The sequence below is a fragment of the Tissierella sp. P1 genome (assembly GCF_002266425.1).
Taxonomy (GTDB): domain Bacteria; phylum Bacillota; class Clostridia; order Tissierellales; family Tissierellaceae; genus Tissierella; species Tissierella carlieri.
The window spans coordinates 77,588-94,753 of sequence record NZ_NPMN01000007.1; the positions used below are offsets into that span (position 1 = coordinate 77,588).

Sequence of the window (17,166 nt, forward strand, 5' to 3'; positions counted from 1 at the left end):
ATGGAAAATACAATTAATATAAAGAAATATATTGAGGCTATAAAAGAAAAAAGATTTGTTAAATATACTGGCAAGATAACAAAGGTTACGGGACTCACTATTGAGTCTAATGGACCAATGGCTACTATTGGAGAACTATGCTACATATACCCTTATGGGAGCAATAAACCAATTTTATCTGAAGTTGTTGGGTTTAAAGAGGATAAAATACTTCTTATGCCCCTAGGTGAAATGGAGGGAATTGCTAGTGGTAGTGTAGTTGTTGGAAGTGGTAAAACTCTTAGGGTAAATGTAGGAGAAGATTTAATTGGGAGAGTTCTAGATGGACTAGGCAATCCAATTGATGGATTAGGTCCAATTAAATCAAATAAATATTATCCAGTATCTAATGCTCCACCAAGTCCATTAGATAGAATGGTCATAAAAGAACCTTTGTCCGTAGGAGTTAGAGCAATTGATGGCTTGTTGACCTGTGGTAAAGGGCAAAGAGTTGGTATATTTGCAGGTTCAGGAGTAGGAAAAAGTACTTTAATGGGTATGATTTCACGAAATAGTACAGCTGATGTCAATGTTATAGGTTTAATCGGAGAACGTGGAAGGGAAGTTAATGAGTTTATCCAAAATGACCTAACAGAGGAAGGCCTAAAAAAATCTGTAGTGGTTGTTGTAACTTCAGACCAACCTGCTTTAATAAGGGTAAAGGGAGCGATGGTTACTACTGCTATAGCAGAATATTTTAGAGATAAGGGATTAAATGTAATGCTGTTGATGGATTCATTAACAAGATTTGCTATGGCTCAACGTGAAATAGGTTTAGCAATTGGAGAACCACCTGTTACTAGAGGATATACACCTTCTGTTTTTGCAACTATGCCAAGATTATTGGAAAGAACAGGGGCTTCAGATAAGGGTACTATTACAGGCCTTTACACTGTACTAGTAGATGGGGATGATTTAACTGAGCCTGTAACTGACACTGCCAAGGGGAATCTTAGATGGACATATTGTTTTATCTAGAAAGCTTGCAAATGCTACCCACTATCCTGCCATAGATGTTCTTGCTAGTATCAGTAGGGTAATGCCAAATATATCAAGTAGAGAACATATTAAAATTGCCAATTATATAAAGGATATTATGGCTGTATATCAAGAAGCTGAAGATTTAATAAATATTGGAGCATATAAAAGAGGGTCAAATAAAAAAATCGACACAGCAATTGATTTGATGGAGGATATAGAAAATTTCTTAAAACAGGAAACCTATAAAACTTCAACTTTTCAGGAGACAATAGAGGCGATGGAGAATATTATCAATAAAATGAACTAGATAGCAATGGGGGTAAATTCAATTGATGGGTTATAGTTTTAGATTAGAAAAGGTTCTAGGCTATAAAGAAAACATAGAGAACCTGAAAAAAGCTCAGTATGGAGATGTTAATAGAAGGCTTAATGATGAAGAAGAGAAACTACTGAATTATAATATTCATAAAGAAAATTTGCTGACTAAAAAAAATGAATCCACTAAAAATACTAGTGTTGGTAATTTAAAACTATATAATAATTATTTACAAGATATATCTTCTAATATAAAGAAACAAGAGAGCATAATTGCTGATATAAAAGAGGAACTTGAGAAAACAAAAGAAGAATTACTAGTTGCAGTGAAGGAAAAAAAGGTATTTGAGAAATTAAAGGAAAATGACTATAATGAATTTCTTTCAGAAATTAAAAAGAATGAAGAAAAAATTGTTGATGGAATAGTTACATTTAATAGTACTACCCAAAAATAGGGGCAGATCTATGGAAATAGCCAATACAGAAAAAAATAAAAAGGACAATAAATTATCTAAGATAGTAATTATATTACTTATTAGTCTAATAGCTATTCCTTTAGCTATTGTTGGCCTTATTTATAATACTAATAAAAATTTTAAAAATGATGTAAACAACCTACTATCAAAAATGCCTGGAAGCGTAGGTGAGCATTTTAGGAATTATCCAACAGAGGTAGAAAAAAGTGAGAAGATAGATTATTTATCTAGTTATTTTATAAATCTAGACGCAAATACAGCTGCTGATAAAATGTATATAATAAAAAAAGATGATGAAAAGCTTTATATTGATATTCTTAGGGTGATGAATTCTATTTCGATACCTAAAACAGAAGAAATAGTACTTAAAATACGAAATATGGAGCTAAGAAAAGATTTATTGTTTTCACTTTATGATGATGCACAAAAAGAAGAAAAAGAAAGATTTTTATCAGAAGTATCTAGAGTTGAGAAGCAAGATATTATGACTTCATTATTGGAGACAGAAAAAAGATTTTCAGACAGAGAATTTTTAAAGATTTTAGCTGAAATCAAAACAGATAAATTAGGTGAGGTACTTTACTATATAGACTCTGACATAAGAAATTATATATTAGATACCTTTAAAGAAGACAAAAAGATGTTAGTAGAAGCTATTATTTATGAAAAGACAAACGAGGTAAATACTTTAATAGATATAGCTAAAGTATATGAAACAAAACCAATAGATGTAGCGATAGATGCAATAGGTAATACCAATAACTATTCATTATATAAGCTGGAATTATTTATAAAAATTTGTCAGTGCTAAAGTCAGCTGAACTATTATCTAATATAAAAGATGAAAAATTCATAGAAGACCTGTTTGCATCAATAATGCGTGAAGAAAAATTGACAAATTCAGATACTAATATTACTGGTGATATAAGTAAAGCTATGGAGTTTTTAAATGAATACGGTAATAAAGTAAAAGATTTAGTGGCCATTTATGAAAAAATGTCGCCTGATAAAGTAGCTAAGATTGTGGAACAGATGATTAAAAATAATGATACTATAACATCTTTTGAATTAAGTTCTGAAGAGGTTTATGAATTGTCTGATAGTAGTATTATTATTGATGTATTGTCACAAATGAAAAATCAAACCTTATCAAAGGTTTTAGATTTTATGGAGCCAGACAAGGCTTCACAAATTACAAGGCTTTTAGCTAAGCCGAAAAATAACAATTGAAGGAGGTGAATAAGTGGAAACTATAGTTGTTGATTTTAAAAGACCTATTAAATTAAATACTGAATTGAGCAGTAAAAGCGATTTGCCAAAAAGCAAGGATTTTTCCTCTACATTTGAATCTCTAAATAAAAAGATTAATAGTAAAGATTCTTCTCAAAATACTTTAAAATCTAATGAAGATAATAAAAATACCATATCTAAAAAGGATGAGGTTCTGAATGAAAATAAGGATATCGATTCGGAGCCGATAGAAGATAATGATGAGAAGAGCGATTATTCCTTAGTATATGGAAATATGATGTATTTTTTTAATAATATTTCTGATATAGAAGATGATTCTAAAGGTAGTGAAGAAGTGGAGTTAGATGCTGTTGATAGCTCTGAGACTCTAATCCCGGAGCAAAATCTAGAATATATTTTAGAGACAGAGGATGAAACTGATGAAATACTTTTAGAAGACAAAAACATTGATTCAATGATAAAAAAAGATGAAAACAATAAAGAGATCAATATTAAGGAATCTAATTTAGCTTATGTAACTAAAGATATAAATGAGAATGTAGGAGAGAGCAAATTGGATAATAAAGAATTTAATCCAAATTCTAAAGCCTTACAGAACAAAACTGATGAAGAAAAAAATGATAAAATATCTCCAACTAATGAAAAAAATTCATCTTATATTGAATCCTTGGATAAGAAAATGGAGTTTAGCTCAGAACAAAAGAATAATTCCAAAACATCTTTGTTTGAACATAATTTAGATACTAATGAAGTGGAAAAGACAGATACAGATATAGAAGTTAATGATGAATTTTTTATTTCCATGGATAAAGATGGTATTAAGTTTATAAAAGATGACACTGTGGAATTAGATAAGCCTGACACAATAAATCACAAAGAAGTAATAGAACAAATAGTTGAAAAGATTAAAATTGATTTATCTAATACTAAAAATGAAATAAGGGTTAGATTGAAACCAGAAGTGCTGGGTGAAATGACTATGAACATTGAAGTGGTTAAAGGTGCAGTTACAGCTAAGATTATGGTTGACAATCAAAGAACTAAGGAAATTATCGAAGGAAACTTAATACAGCTTAAAGAAGGAATAAAAGATACAGGGTTGGAGATTAAGACAGTTGAAGTTTTTGTAGGAAACAATAGTGATTTTGACAAACATAACTCTGGACAATTTAGTTTTAAACAGAATAACAAAAAAATAAAGATTAAATCTCAAGAAAATAAGACTATAAAGCTATATGGTGAACAGCCTATAGAGAATGGAATCAATGCTAATGAAGCATATTTAGAAAACAACTTAAATTTATTCGCTTAGGGAGGAGGAAAAAAATGGAGGTAAATAAGAATTATACAGAGTATATTTATAAATTTAAAGACTATGAAAACCAAATAAAAGAAGATAAACGAAATAATGATTTAGATAAAGATGCTTTTTTAAGATTATTGACTACACAGCTAGCTAATCAGGATCCTCTTAACCCAATGGAGGATAGAGAATTTATTGCACAGTTAGCACAGTTTAGTTCATTAGAACAGATGCAAAACTTAAATAAAGTATTTGCTGATAAATCTAAAGAGACTCTTGATGCATTAGATATGATGAATTTGAATCAAATACAAGCTAATGTTGAGATCCTTAAGGAAATTACAAATATAAGAAAAGCAATGGAGGCCTATATAGGCAAAGAACCAGAAATAAAGGATCCAGAGGAAAACGATCCAGTAGATGACGGTGGTGGAAAGAATACAGAAGGAGATAACACAATAGAAGATTAATATGGAGTTGTTTTTATGAGTAAAATAGATATCAGGCAACTTGAAAACCGGTTGATTAATTCATCAAAATCAATTGAAAAAAAACAATTTAACTCAAATAAAGACTTTGGGCAAATATTAGAAAAAATTCAAAACAAAGATGAAGAAATTAAGTTTTCAAAACACGCAACTGAAAGATTAAATAGTAGGGATGTAAGTTTAAGTTTAGATGAAATGAATAGGTTAAAATCAGCTTTTTATAAAGCTGAAAGCAGAGGAGTAAAAGATGCTTTAATCTTAATGGATGATAAGGCTTTTATAGCTAATGTCCAGAATAAAATAATAATTACGACAGTTAACAAAGAGCAATTAAAAGATAATATATTTACGAATATTGACGGAGCAGTAATAATATAGCTGGACCTTGTAGGAAGCTATATAGACCGGACTGACAGATGGTCTATAACTGCCCGATAAAATGGAGGAATGAAATATGATGAGGTCAATGTACTCAGCCGTATCAGGCTTGAGAATACATCAAGGTAAGATGGATACAATCGGTAATAACATAGCAAATGTTAATACCGTAGGATTTAAAAAGGGACAAGTTACATTTCAAGAAGTGTTTAGTCAAGTTGTAAGAGGTGCTAGTGCTCCAACTGGTGGCAAAGGTGGTACAAATCCTCAGCAAATAGGTATGGGTGCAGCACTAGGTTCGATCAGCACTATTCATACCAAGGGACCAGGTCAAAGAACAGATAACCCTACAGATTTAATGATAGATGGGGAAGGTTTCTTTGTAGTATCTGATGATGTAAACTTCAACAATAGATATTACACAAGAGCGGGAAACTTTACTTTAGATAGAGATGGTAACTTGGTAACAGCAGATGGATTTAAGGTATTAGGATATGGTGCAGATTCAGATGGAAATATATTAACAGATGTAACTAATATTAGGATTAATAGATCTGCAACGAAAGCACCTACTGCAACAGAGTTAATTTGCTTTGAAGGTAATTTAAATTCTAATACTGAATTAATTGACCCAGCTGATCCAAATAAAAAAGGACATCTTATAGACACTGAGATAAAAGATTCACTTGGAAATTCCTATAAAATAACCTTTGAATTAAAAAAAGTAACAGAAAGTCAGGCAGATGGTAATGGATGGGAAATGGTAGTTAAGAGAATAACAGATCAAGGTACAAAGAATTATGTGGAATATCCAAATAATGTACTTGATGCTCTTTCTTTGAAATTTAATAGTGATGGAAAGTTAACTACAGTTGGTGATGCTGATGGGGAGATAGCAAATGTGAAGCTGGATTTAAGTGGTATTGCTTTTACACATAATAAAGATGATGTTGAACTTCCTGCAGCAGTTACTCCCTCTGGTACATTTAAAGAAATAAAATTATTTGATCCAGATGATGATAGCACTTTTAAGGACTTGACTCAATATGCAAATGAAATGGATGTTAAACCTAAAGCAAAAAATGGTAATACATCTGGTACTCTAGAAGGATTCTTTATAGATGATAAAGGAATAATTACGGGTACATTTACTAATGGTGAAAGAAAAGCATTAGGTCAAATTATGCTTGCTAAGTTTGACAATCCTATGGGACTTCAAAAGCTAGGAAGTAACTTCTTTGGAGATACAAGAAACTCTGGTGAACCACAATTCGGTGGTGCAGGTGTTAGTGGCTTTGGAGCAATAAGCCCAGGAAATCTTGAGATGTCTAATGTAGATATATCTCTTGAGTTTACTGAAATGATAACTACACAAAGGGGATTCCAAGCAAATTCAAGAATTATAACAACTTCAGATGAAATGCTGCAAGAACTAGTTAACATGAAGAGATAATCTAATTGAATAGGGTAGATTTTTTCTACCCTATTCAAAAAAAAGGTGGGATAATTATGATAAAAGTAAAACGATTAAATGACAAAGAATTTGTAGTAAATAGTGAACTTATACTTTACATAGAAGCCACTCCAGACACTGTTATTACACTTACAAATGGTCATAAGATTGTAGTTTCTGACTCTGTTGATGAAATAGTAGATAAAGTAATTAAATATAAGGCAAGGATACATGCATTCGAAAGAAGACATGATGGAAACGAGGTGTAGGGATTGGATATTGCAACAATAGTAGGTTTGCTTTTAGGGATTGGATTTACAGTTTGGGGAATTTTAGAGTCAGGAAGTTTGTGGGATTATTATGATTTTGCTTCAATTGTAATTACACTGGGTGGTACTGTAGCCGCTACTTTTCTGGCATATCCATTGAAGGATATAGTTAAAATAGGAAAAGTTTTTCAAAAAGCATTTTTATACAAAGCTACATCAGCTAATGAGATAATTGAAGATATAATAAAGCTGGCTAATATTGCTAGGAAAGAAGGCTTACTTTCTCTAGAAGAATATGGCTCTAAACTAGATGATGAGTTTTTAAAAAAAGGAATTATGTTGATTGTAGATGGAACTGATCCAGATCTTGTTAGAAATATACTTGAAACTGAGCTTATGTTTTTGGAAGAAAGACATGGACAAGGACAAGGAACTTTAGAGGCTATGGGTTCATTCGCTCCTGCATTTGGTATGCTAGGTACTCTAATAGGATTGATAAACATGCTTCAAAAGATGGATGATCCAAAAGCAATAGGGCCAAATATGTCTGTAGCATTGATAACTACTTTTTATGGTTCCTTTCTAGCAAATGTTATATTTTTGCCATTAGCTAAAAAACTAAATGTGAGAAGTAAGTCAGAAGTATTAATTAAAGAATTGATGATAGAGGGATTACTATCAATTCAAGCAGGAGAAAATCCTAGAATAATTGAAGAAAAGTTAAAGACTTTTATTCCACCTGAAATGAGAGGTTCTATTAAAAAGGAACAACTTGGGAAGGAGGAAGCATAGTGGCTAGACGAAGGAGACAAGAGGAATCAAGTGGAGGAGCACCTGAATGGCTAACTACTTATAGTGATTTGGTTACATTATTATTGTGTTTCTTTATTCTTCTATATTCTTTTTCTAACGTAGATGCCGAAAAATTTCGAAGTATAATGGCAAGTTTTCAAGGTGGTTCAGGTGTTTTAGATGGAGGAACTACATTGGAGTTTCCAATAGAATCTTTTGAAGATGATTTAGATGAAGAACTTCTTAGCCTTTTGAAAGATCTAGAAGAATATACGGAAACATTAGGATTAGAAGAAAAAATTATTATCAAGCCAGAAGAAAGAGGTTTGGTTGTTAGATTTTTGGAAAATATACTTTTTGATTCTGGAAGTGCAGATATAAAGCCGGGATCTATAGAAATTTTAAAATCTGTTGCGGAAATATTGAATAGAGATGAATTTTCAAAGAGACAAATTAAAGTTGAGGGACATACCGACTCAGACCCAATTCTGAGATCACCTAAGTTTCCTACGAATTGGGAATTGTCATCTGCTAGAGCAACAAATGTATTAAGGTACTTAGTTGAAACTGAAAATATAGAGGGAAATAGAGTATCTTCTTCTGGGTATAGTTACTATAGATCAATTGCACCAAATGATACACCTGAAAATAAAGCTAAAAATAGAAGAGTAGATATTGTTATATTAAGGGATTCTTATGAAGAATTAGAACCATAGTAAAATAAAATGGGGTGATAATATGTCTAAAAATACGATTTTAATAGTAATTATTGTTTTGTTGTTGTCATTAATCGCTGGTATAGCTGTAGGCATATTTTTCTTTTCAAATAACTCTGGAGAAAAAAAGGTAAAAAAAATTGAGACTTATTCCATAACATTAGAAGATCTTTATTGTAATATTAAAGATAGTAAGAGAATATTAAAAATAAAAATTACTTTAGAAACTATTAATGAAGACACTCTTACAACTCTAACTGAAAAACAATTTCTTATTAGGGATGATGTCAATAAAATAATAACTAATTTAACAGAGGAAGAATTGCGAGGAAAAGAAGGACAAATTAACTTACAAAATCAAATAAAAACTAATATGGTAGAATTATTTAACGATGAAAGTATAATTAATGTGTATTTTAATGATTTTATAATTCAGTAGAGGAGGGATTCTATTGTCTGAAGTAATGTCACAATCTGAAATTGATGCCCTTCTCAATGCACTTAGCTCCGGTGAGGTGGATGTTGAGGAAATTCAAGAAGTTGATAACTCTAAGAAAACGAGGAAGTATGATTTTAGAAATCCTCAAAAAATTTCTAAAGATCAATTAAGGACATTAGAAGTTATTCATGAAAATTTTGCAAGACATATGCAAACTTTCTTAACCGGTTATCTTAGAGCACCTGTTAAGATAAATATATTAACTGTAGATCAATTTGCATATAGTGAGTTTAGCAATGCTTTATCTAATCCAGCATTCTTAACTATTATAGATTTCAAACCTCTAGATGGGCAAATATTAATAGATATTTCTACTAATATTATTTATACAGTAATTGATAGACTCTTGGGAGGAGATGGCATTGGAAAGCAGGAAATGAGAAGTTTCACAGAAATTGAGCTATCTCTTTTAAGAACCATGATGCATAAGATAGTAGGTGATATCAAAGAAGCCTGGAGCAACGTCATAGAATTAAAGCCGATATTAGAGAAAATTGAAACTAATCCACAATTTGCTCAAATAGTTCCACCTAATGAAACTATTGCATTAATAACTATGAGCATAGAAGTCGGATCTATAGAAGGAATGATGAATATTTGTATTCCATATATATTATTGGAGCCTGTACTGGATAAATTGAATACAAAATTTTGGTTTACGACTTCTACAAAAGAACATTCTAAAGAAGAATTAAAGGCAATTAGAGATAGGATATTGCAAACTAGAATTCCAATGGTTGCAGAATTAGGATCTACCAAAATTGCAGTAAGAGATATATTAAACTTACTTCCTGGTGATGTTATTAAACTAGAAAATAATGAAGATAATAAAATTCCAATTAAAATTGGATCTAATGTGAAATTTAAGGGCGAAATAGGTGTAATTAATAGAAAAATGGCTATAAAAATAGTTGAAGTTCTAAAGGAAGGTGAAATGATAAATGGCAAGTGATATGTTATCTCAGGAAGAAATAGATGCTCTATTGAGAGGTGGAGCAGATGATGGGCATATGGTTGAATTTTATGAGGATGATCATGAAGAATTGTTATCAGATATAGAAATAGATGCTTTAGGGGAAATAGGAAATATTAGTATGGGGACAGCAGCAACAACTTTATCTACCTTATTAAACAGAAAGGTAAACATAACTACTCCTAAAGTAACTATAACGACTGCTGATGAACTAGCAGATGATTATAAATTACCTTTTGTAGCCATAGATGTTAGTTATAAAGCTGGTTTAGAGGGTTCAAATATTTTAATACTTAATACTGATGATACTAAAATAATTACAGATCTTATGATGGGCAAAGATAGTTTTGATACAGGAAGAGAATTAACAGAGCTTGATTTAAGTGCTGTTAGTGAAGCTATGAATCAAATGATGGGGTCTGCTTCAACTTCACTGTCTGAAATGTTTATGAGAAAAATAGATATAGAACCCCCTAAATCTATAGAAATAACTTTCGCTGAAGGAAAAAATACAATTGACTTATTAAATTCATCTTTACCTATTATTAAGATATCCTTTAAAATGGTCATAGGTGACTTAATTGATAGTAATATAATGCAGCTAATTCCAATCGAATTTGGGAAGTCTATGGTTGACAAATTAATGGGGTCTTCTCACAATACTAACGAGTTGACAATGGAGGAACAAACCCCTGTTCAGTCAATGAATTATGCTGAAGATCATATTGAAGTTCCAACAAAATCAATAAATCAAGAATCCTATAATGTTTCTCAAACCCTAACAAGGGATGTTGCGAGAACTGAGAATATCAATTATAATAATGTTAGCAAGATTAATGAAGAAAAAGTTATAGTTAAAAAACCTGAATTCCAAAGTTTTGATACCTCTTTTAACTTATCTCATAATAATGAGTCTATTGATTTAGTAGGAGATATTCCTGTTGAAATAACAGTAGAATTAGGTAGGACACACAAGAAAATTAGCGAAATATTAGAATTTGGACAGGGAACTGTTGTAGAACTGGACAAGCTAGTTGGAGAATCTCTGAATATTTACGCTAATGGTAAGTATATTGCTAAGGGAGAAGTTGTAGTTATTGATGATAATTTTGGAGTTAGGGTAACAGAGATTGAAAATTCAAATAGAAAAATCATTTAATAGTCAAAACAGGAGGTTTTTTAAATGTCAAATGGAATTTTAGTAGTAGATGATGCATCTTTCATGAGAATGATGATAAAAGATATTTTATCAAAAAATGGTTTTACGATATTAGGAGAAGCTGAAAATGGAGTAAAGGCTATAGAAAAATATAAAGAGTTGAATCCAGACTTAGTTATAATGGATATTACTATGCCTGAAATGGATGGAATTCAAGCGGTAAAGGAGATTAAAAAAATAAATGGTAATGCAAAAATTGTAATGTGTTCGGCGATGGGTCAGCAAGCTATGGTAATAGAAGCAATACAAGCTGGGGCAAAAGACTTTATTGTTAAACCATTCCAAGCTGATAGGGTTGTAGAAGCTGTGAAAAAGGTTTTGAGCTAAAATATGAGCAAAATAAAAAGAATCAATTTGTTATTTATATTTATCTTCGTAACTTTATACGGGTTACCGGCTTATGCTGCGGGATATGAGGAAATTAGTCCAACTAAGATAATTTTTCAGTTGATCTTTTATATTGTGATATTTATATTAGTTATATTTCTTACTTTATACGGAACGAAACTTATTGCAAAAAATTTTAAAGGAATTACATCTAGTAAATATATCTCTTTATTAGATGTAATAAATATTCCAGGTGGTGCTAAAATTATCATAGCTAAAATTAATGATAAAATATATATTTTATCGGTAGCTGATAACAACACAAATGTTATTGATACAATTGAAGCGGATAATTTTCCCACTCATGAAGAAAATTTTGATAATTATTTAAGTAAATATCTACATGGAAACAATGATGATAATAAAATAAATAAGAAATTAGAAAACTTATTTGATAAGTTTAATATCAAAAAGGATAAGGAAGACAGAAATGATGAAAAAAAATATTAAAATAATTATTCTTTCTATTGTTTTAGTAATTGTATTTACAAACATTGCTTCCGCTGAGCCATCTATATCCTTATTTGGAAAAAGTGTTAGTTTAGAAGATAATAATAACCCGCAAAATTATGTATTTTCTCTTCAATTGCTTTTTCTTCTAACAATTCTTACTTTAGCACCATCTTTATTAATAATGATGACTGGTTTTACTAGAATACTTATTGTTTTATCCTTTATAAGGAACGCATTAGGTCTTCAGCAAACTCCTCCTAATCAGGTGATTATTGGATTAGCTTTGTTTTTAACATTTTTCATTATGACACCTATTGCTACAGAAATAAACAATGAAGCTATTCAACCATTTGTTAGAGAGGAAATCACTCAAGATGTAGCAATTGAAAGAGCTATGAAACCAGTTCGCGATTTTATGTTTAAACAGACGAGAGATAAGGATTTGGGACTATTTATGAGTATGAAGGGAACAGATAACGTAAGTAACTTAGATGAAATACCTACTCACGTAATAATTCCTGCTTTTATAATATCTGAATTAAAAACTGCATTTCAAATAGGTTTTATTATATACATTCCTTTTTTAGTTATAGATATGGTAGTTGCAAGTACCTTAATGGCAATGGGAATGATGATGTTACCGCCAGTAATAATATCCTTACCTTTTAAGATATTATTATTTATACTTGTTGATGGATGGAACTTGATTGTAAAATCATTAGTACTTGGATTTAAATAGGGGTGATATTATGAATAATGTAGATATGCTAAAACTTGCTCAAGATGCTATACGAACAGTACTTTTTGTCTCTGCCCCTATGCTGATAATTAGTTTAGTTGTTGGGCTGATTGTTAGTGTAATTCAGGCTGTTACGCAAATACAGGAGGCTACTCTTGCATTTGTACCTAAAATTGTTGCGGTATTCTTATCATTGCTTTTATTTGGCCCTTGGATAATAAAATTGGTAACTCAATTTACATCAGAGTTACTTACAAATATTAATATGTATATTTATTAAGGGTGACTACTATGGATGCAGTTATGGAATTAATTTTTAGTAAGTATCAATTATTTTTATTAGTTATGGTAAGAACATCAGGAATTTTTATTTTTTCACCTTTTTTTAGTTCTCAAAACATACCAAATATAATGAAAATAGGATTGTCTTTTTCAGTATCTTTATTAATAACATCAACTTTATCAATTCCTCCTGATTTTAGTAATGAGATATTGATATTACTTATATTAAAGGAGTTGATGGTAGGAGTAATTATTGGATTCATATCCTATGCTTTCTTTTCGGCTTTTTATGTAATGGGACAAATTGTTGATATGAAAATTGGATTTGGAATGGCCAATGTAATAGACCCCCTAAACAGGATACAAGTTCCATTAATGGGAAACTTTTATTATATTCTATCATTTCTTTTATTAATGAGCTTTAATGGTCATCATTTAATTATATCGGCTTTAGTAGATAGCTATAATTTCTTACCTATTGGTGGTTTTAAATATACAGGAGATACTATGAATCTCCTTATAAATTCTTTATCTAGATCTTTTGAAATTGGATTTAAGCTAAGTACGCCAATAGTAGCAATAATATTTCTTACTGACGTAGTTTTAGGCATTATATCAAAGACCATTCCTCAAATGAATGTTTTTGTTGTTGGAATGCCTCTCAAGGTACTAATTGGGTTATTAATTATTTTAATCAGCATGCCTATTTTTTTTACTGCCATAAATGGTATTTTTGATCTAATAGTTAATGATATATACAAATTTATTAAGACTTAATATAAGGTTGATATTATGATAATAAAAATTAATTTGCAACTATTCTCTGAAAAAACTGAAAAGCCTACCCCTAAGAAAAGAAGAGATGCTCGGGAAGAAGGACAAATACTCCAAAGTAAAGAAGTTAACACAGTTGTAATTCTCTTTAGCTGTTTTTTAGGGTTAAAGTTATTTGGGGGATTTATGAGTGAGCAATTAAAAAAATTTATGGTTGATATTTTTACTGAAATCAGTAATGTAGAAGTTTTTTTAAATCCCAATAACTTAATGATTAATTTTCTAAATATCTCAACGATTTTTATAATAATAAGCTCACCTATTCTAATAGTTGCTTTTTTATCTTCTTTGATTATCAACTATTTTCAAGTAGGTTTTTTATTTACTACTAAGACGTTAAAAATAAAATTTAATAGGCTAAATCCTGTTGAAGGTTTTAAAAAGATATTTTCAAAACGTGCTTTAGTAGAACTTGTAAAATCTATTTTGAAGGTTACTCTAGTTGGGTATATTGCTGTAAAATATGCAAATAGTCAAGTGACTAGAGTGATTAAATATTCTAGTATGGAACCTTTTGAGTCATTTATAAACTTTTCCAATTTAATGTATGGTTTTGTTATAAGAATTTTAGGAATTTTATTAGTCTTAGCAATTATGGATTATTTTTTTCAGTGGAGAGAACATGAAAAGAATCTTATGATGAGTAAACAGGAAATAAAAGAAGAGTATAAACAAACTGAAGGAGATCCATTCATTAAAGGAAAAATAAAAGAAAAGCAAAGAAAAATAGCTATGAGTAGGATGATGCAAGATATACCAAAAGCAGATGTAATAATCACTAACCCTACTCATTATGCAGTTGCTATAAAATATGATAAAGATAAATTTGATGCTCCTTATATTATTGGGAAAGGAGTAGATATAATAGCTGAAAATATAAAAAAAGTAGCCAAGGAAAATATGATTCCAATAATAGAAAATAAGCCATTGGCTAGAGCTATATATGATTCAATTGAAATTGGTGATATTATCACAGAAGATTTATATGAAGCAGTTGCTGAAGTATTGGCATATGTTTATAGTTTAAAAGACGAATTCTAGGAGGATAGAAAATGAAGTTAGGAGATATATTGGTAGCTTTAGCTGTAATTGGAATAATACTTATAATAATAATACCCATAAATACAGGTGTCTTAGATTTTTTACTAAGTTTAAATATTTCTCTATCCTTATTAATTCTATTATTATCTATGTACGCCGAAGATGCTTTACAGATAACTATTTTTCCATCTTTATTATTACTTACTACATTATTTAGACTTGCCCTTAATATTTCAACTACAAGGGGTATTCTTTTAGAGGCAGATGCTGGCAAGGTTATAGAAGCTTTTGGAAACTTTGTAATTGGGGGAAATTATGTTGTTGGATTTATAATATTCTTCATTATTGTTATTATAAATTTCCTAGTAATCACTAAAGGTGCTGAGCGTGTTTCAGAAGTAGCTGCTAGATTTACTTTAGATGCAATGCCTGGTAAACAAATGGCTATAGATGCTGATTTGAATTCTGGTCTAATTACTGAAGAAGAGGCGAAGAAAAGAAGAAAAGATGTGCAAAAATATGCTGATTTTTACGGCGCTATGGATGGAGCCAGTAAGTTTGTAAAAGGAGATGCTATTGCAGGTATTATTATTACAATTATAAACATTGGTGCAGGCTTTCTTATTGGGATTATCGGAAAAGGTATGCCTTTGAGTCAAGCACTTCAGAGATATACGTTATTAACAGTTGGAGATGGACTAGTAGGGCAAATTCCTGCATTACTTATTTCAACTGCCACAGGTTTAGTAGTTACTAGGGCAGCTTCTGAATCTAATCTTGGACAAGATTTAATTAAACAGTTATTCTCTAACAATCCAATTATTTTATATATAATTGGAGGAGTTATGATTATGCTTGGAGTATTTACTCCTTTACCAAACTTCGCCAATATCTTGTTGGGAATTATATTTATTATTGCTGGATTAAAAACAAAGAGTACTGTTAAGGAAGAAATAAGTGAGCATATAGATGAAATTACAGAGGCAGATGAATTGAGGAAACCAGAAAATGTATTAAACTTATTGAAAGTTGATGATATTGAACTTGAATTTGGATATGGTCTTATACCATTAGCAGATATTGATCAAGGTGGAGACTTATTAGATAGGATTGTAATGATTAGACGCCAGATTGCTATGGAATTGGGATTAGTAGTTCCAATAGTTAGATTAAGAGATAATATTCAATTGAATCCAAATGAGTATATAATTAAGATAAAAGGAGTTAAAGTTTCAAAGGGAGAAGTTTATTTTGATCACTATTTAGCAATGGATCCAGGAATTGGAGAAGGTAATATAGAAGGTATAGACACTATAGAGCCTGCTTTTGGCTTGCCTGCTAAATGGATTACAGAAAAGGAAAGAGAAAAGGCAGAGATATTTGGATATACTGTAGTCGATCCACCGTCTGTAATAGCTACTCATTTGACAGAAGTAATAAAAGAAAAGGCTTATGAACTAATTGGAAGACAAGATGTAAAAACTTTAATTGAAAATGTAAGGGAGGAATTTCCTGCTGTTGTTGAGGAAGTTGTACCTAAAGTGTTATCTCTTGGTGAAGTACAAAAAGTTTTATCTAATTTACTTAGAGAGCAAATTAGTATAAGAGATATGGTTACTATACTAGAAACATTAGCAGATTATGGAAACATTACTAGTGATACTGATTTACTTACGGAGTATGTTAGACAAAAAATGTCTGGGTATATTACTAATAAATATGTTGAAAATAACAATCTAAGTGTAGTGACATTGGATAATCAGGTAGAGGAACTTATTATGAACTCAATTAATAAAACGGAAACTGGTTCATATCTATCAATAGAACCTAATAAGGCACAGACAATTCTAAATAATACTTTTAAAACTATACAAAAACTTACTTCTATTGGTGAACAACCCATAGTGCTTACAGCACCAATTGTTAGACTGTATTTTAAGAAATTAACTGAGCAAATGACTCGAGACGTGGTAGTCATATCCTATAATGAACTAGAATCCTCTGTGGAAGTTCAATCAGTTGGGGTGGTAGGTATATAATGAAAATAAAGAAATATGTTGGTCAAACAGCCCATGAGGCTATGTTAAAATTAAAAATGGAATTAGGGCCTGATGCAGTTGTATTAAATACAAAAACTATTAGCCTAAGGGCTTATTTAGATATTTTAAGAAACCTTTAGTTGAGATCACGGCTGCATTTGAAGATAAAGATTTATTAAATAAAAATACCATTAGCAAATATGAAAACAAACTAAATAGTATCAATGAAGAGCTAGTTG

23 protein-coding genes are annotated in these 17,166 nt (G+C 30.5%); all 23 read left to right on the forward strand.

From position 1 onward, the window contains the following. Positions 1 to 1,017, forward strand: coding sequence for a FliI/YscN family ATPase (locus CIW83_RS06730; protein ID WP_304440616.1), 1,017 nt, complete (start codon positions 1 to 3; stop codon positions 1,015 to 1,017). A gap of 61 nt (positions 1,018 to 1,078) precedes the next feature. Next, positions 1,079 to 1,327, forward strand: a complete 249-nt coding sequence (locus CIW83_RS24660) for a hypothetical protein (protein ID WP_304440617.1) — start codon at positions 1,079 to 1,081, stop codon at positions 1,325 to 1,327. Positions 1,328 to 1,352: 25 nt separating this feature from the next. Beyond that, entirely contained in the window at positions 1,353 to 1,790 is a 438-nt protein-coding gene (gene fliJ / locus CIW83_RS06735) for a flagellar export protein FliJ (RefSeq protein WP_094900078.1), read from the forward strand. Positions 1,791 to 1,800: 10 nt separating this feature from the next. Beyond that, complete coding sequence (locus CIW83_RS06740) at positions 1,801 to 2,622, forward strand: hypothetical protein (RefSeq protein ID WP_094900079.1); 822 nt, start codon at positions 1,801 to 1,803, stop codon at positions 2,620 to 2,622. After that, positions 2,610 to 3,041, forward strand: coding sequence for a hypothetical protein (locus CIW83_RS06745; protein ID WP_143598530.1), 432 nt, complete (start codon positions 2,610 to 2,612; stop codon positions 3,039 to 3,041). Before CIW83_RS06740 ends, CIW83_RS06745 begins: the two co-directional genes overlap by 13 nt. Positions 3,042 to 3,054: 13 nt before the next feature. Further along, positions 3,055 to 4,374, forward strand: a complete 1,320-nt coding sequence (locus tag CIW83_RS06750) for a flagellar hook-length control protein FliK (protein WP_094900081.1) — start codon at positions 3,055 to 3,057, stop codon at positions 4,372 to 4,374. A 14-nt stretch (positions 4,375 to 4,388) separates the two neighbouring features. Beyond that, positions 4,389 to 4,835: a flagellar hook assembly protein FlgD gene (locus CIW83_RS22720; protein WP_201259710.1), complete on the forward strand. Its 447-nt coding sequence runs from the start codon at positions 4,389 to 4,391 to the stop codon at positions 4,833 to 4,835. Positions 4,836 to 4,850: 15 nt separating this feature from the next. Next, complete coding sequence (locus CIW83_RS06760) at positions 4,851 to 5,231, forward strand: TIGR02530 family flagellar biosynthesis protein (protein WP_094900082.1); 381 nt, start codon at positions 4,851 to 4,853, stop codon at positions 5,229 to 5,231. A gap of 76 nt (positions 5,232 to 5,307) precedes the next feature. Next, the gene (locus CIW83_RS06765; protein ID WP_094900083.1) at positions 5,308 to 6,684 is read left to right on the forward strand and encodes a flagellar hook protein FlgE; all 1,377 of its coding nucleotides are present in this window, start codon (positions 5,308 to 5,310) and stop codon (positions 6,682 to 6,684) included. A 56-nt stretch (positions 6,685 to 6,740) separates the two neighbouring features. Continuing rightward, a complete protein-coding gene (locus tag CIW83_RS06770; protein WP_094900084.1) occupies positions 6,741 to 6,953 on the forward strand; it encodes a flagellar FlbD family protein in 213 nt (70 codons plus the stop codon). Between the two features lie 3 nt (positions 6,954 to 6,956). Further along, positions 6,957 to 7,745 (forward strand): motility protein A, encoded by a 789-nt coding sequence (locus CIW83_RS06775; RefSeq protein ID WP_094900085.1) that lies wholly within the window; start codon positions 6,957 to 6,959, stop codon positions 7,743 to 7,745. Beyond that, positions 7,745 to 8,461 carry a flagellar motor protein MotB gene (locus tag CIW83_RS06780; protein ID WP_094900086.1) on the forward strand — a complete coding sequence of 239 codons (717 nt, stop codon included), beginning with the start codon at positions 7,745 to 7,747 and terminating at the stop codon, positions 8,459 to 8,461. The genes CIW83_RS06775 and CIW83_RS06780 overlap by 1 nt, the downstream gene beginning before the upstream one ends. A 22-nt stretch (positions 8,462 to 8,483) precedes the next feature. After that, positions 8,484 to 8,900 carry a flagellar basal body-associated protein FliL gene (fliL, locus tag CIW83_RS06785; protein ID WP_094900087.1) on the forward strand — a complete coding sequence of 139 codons (417 nt, stop codon included), beginning with the start codon at positions 8,484 to 8,486 and terminating at the stop codon, positions 8,898 to 8,900. 13 nt (positions 8,901 to 8,913) lie between these two features. Continuing rightward, a complete protein-coding gene (gene fliM / locus CIW83_RS06790) occupies positions 8,914 to 9,912 on the forward strand; it encodes a flagellar motor switch protein FliM (protein ID WP_094900088.1) in 999 nt (332 codons plus the stop codon). Continuing rightward, on the forward strand, positions 9,902 to 11,092 hold the full coding sequence (gene fliY, locus CIW83_RS06795; protein ID WP_094900089.1) for a flagellar motor switch phosphatase FliY: 1,191 nt from the start codon (positions 9,902 to 9,904) through the stop codon (positions 11,090 to 11,092). The genes fliM and fliY overlap by 11 nt, the downstream gene beginning before the upstream one ends. 24 nt (positions 11,093 to 11,116) lie before the next feature. Further along, a complete protein-coding gene (locus CIW83_RS06800) occupies positions 11,117 to 11,479 on the forward strand; it encodes a response regulator (RefSeq protein ID WP_094900090.1) in 363 nt (120 codons plus the stop codon). A gap of 3 nt (positions 11,480 to 11,482) precedes the next feature. Continuing rightward, positions 11,483 to 11,989: a flagellar biosynthetic protein FliO gene (locus tag CIW83_RS06805; RefSeq protein ID WP_094900091.1), complete on the forward strand. Its 507-nt coding sequence runs from the start codon at positions 11,483 to 11,485 to the stop codon at positions 11,987 to 11,989. After that, positions 11,970 to 12,731: a flagellar type III secretion system pore protein FliP gene (fliP, locus tag CIW83_RS06810; protein ID WP_235601248.1), complete on the forward strand. Its 762-nt coding sequence runs from the start codon at positions 11,970 to 11,972 to the stop codon at positions 12,729 to 12,731. Before CIW83_RS06805 ends, fliP begins: the two co-directional genes overlap by 20 nt. Before the next feature lie 10 nt (positions 12,732 to 12,741). Next, positions 12,742 to 13,011: a flagellar biosynthesis protein FliQ gene (gene fliQ, locus CIW83_RS06815; protein ID WP_094900092.1), complete on the forward strand. Its 270-nt coding sequence runs from the start codon at positions 12,742 to 12,744 to the stop codon at positions 13,009 to 13,011. An 11-nt stretch (positions 13,012 to 13,022) separates the two neighbouring features. After that, positions 13,023 to 13,790 (forward strand): flagellar biosynthetic protein FliR, encoded by a 768-nt coding sequence (gene fliR, locus CIW83_RS06820; RefSeq protein ID WP_094900093.1) that lies wholly within the window; start codon positions 13,023 to 13,025, stop codon positions 13,788 to 13,790. A gap of 15 nt (positions 13,791 to 13,805) precedes the next feature. Continuing rightward, on the forward strand, positions 13,806 to 14,888 hold the full coding sequence (gene flhB / locus CIW83_RS06825) for a flagellar biosynthesis protein FlhB (RefSeq protein WP_094900094.1): 1,083 nt from the start codon (positions 13,806 to 13,808) through the stop codon (positions 14,886 to 14,888). Between the two features lie 11 nt (positions 14,889 to 14,899). After that, entirely contained in the window at positions 14,900 to 16,927 is a 2,028-nt protein-coding gene (flhA, locus tag CIW83_RS06830) for a flagellar biosynthesis protein FlhA (protein WP_094900095.1), read from the forward strand. Then, complete coding sequence (locus CIW83_RS22725) at positions 16,927 to 17,067, forward strand: hypothetical protein (RefSeq protein WP_201259711.1); 141 nt, start codon at positions 16,927 to 16,929, stop codon at positions 17,065 to 17,067. Before flhA ends, CIW83_RS22725 begins: the two co-directional genes overlap by 1 nt. Positions 17,068 to 17,166 lie beyond the last annotated feature (99 nt).